At 44.6% G+C, this 606-nt stretch carries 1 protein-coding gene and 1 pseudogene; both read right to left on the minus strand.

The window, feature by feature from the left end; translation table 11 throughout:
- Window positions 1-236, minus strand: a pseudogene (locus H5201_RS23005) (IS3 family transposase); the annotation flags it as partial.
- A gap of 74 nt (window positions 237-310) precedes the next feature.
- Window positions 311-606 (minus strand): transposase (locus H5201_RS22560; RefSeq protein WP_182785462.1); only part of this gene is annotated, 296 nt, incomplete at its 5' end.

Raw genomic sequence — 606 nt, forward strand, 5'->3', positions numbered from 1 at the left:
TAAAACGAACTCTCGGATGCTATCCATACCCCTTTATCAAGCAACTTGGGCACTATTTTGCTCGGCGGTAAATGCCCATACTCAGCTGAATTGACTGTTTTGATAATACGCTGTCGCTCTAACTCAGTGAGTTGATTGGGCGGCCGCTTTGCCGTACAAGTTCGCTTGTCTACCATCTTATCTTCGGCCATCCAGCGCTGAACCGTTCTTGCCGTTAGCCCAAGTAATTCGCACACTGGCTTCTGCCTTGCCCCTGAATCCTGCGCTTCTGTAATGAGCTTTATCAATTCATGTCGCTCAGTCGACGTCGTTAATCGTCCTCGTTGAAACCCCAAATGGCATCCGCTTTTTTTTTGAGAACAAGTAATGCCGCTGTTTCAGCTAAGGCTTTATCTTTACGATTAAGCTCTTTTTGCAGCTGTTTTATTTCTTGCTTTAACTGTTTACTGTCTGATTTAGCTAGTTTCGTTGTAGGTCCTTGGGCAAAGTCGTGCTTCCACTGCTTAATATGATGCGGATAAAGCCCTTTACTACGACAGTATTCATTAATCGCTGCTTCATCTAAATGGCCACAGTCAATAATCGCGCTGAGTCTTTCTTCTAAAC

It is taken from the genome of Pseudoalteromonas sp. SG43-6 (assembly GCF_014164365.1).
GTDB lineage: Bacteria > Pseudomonadota > Gammaproteobacteria > Enterobacterales > Alteromonadaceae > Pseudoalteromonas > Pseudoalteromonas rhizosphaerae.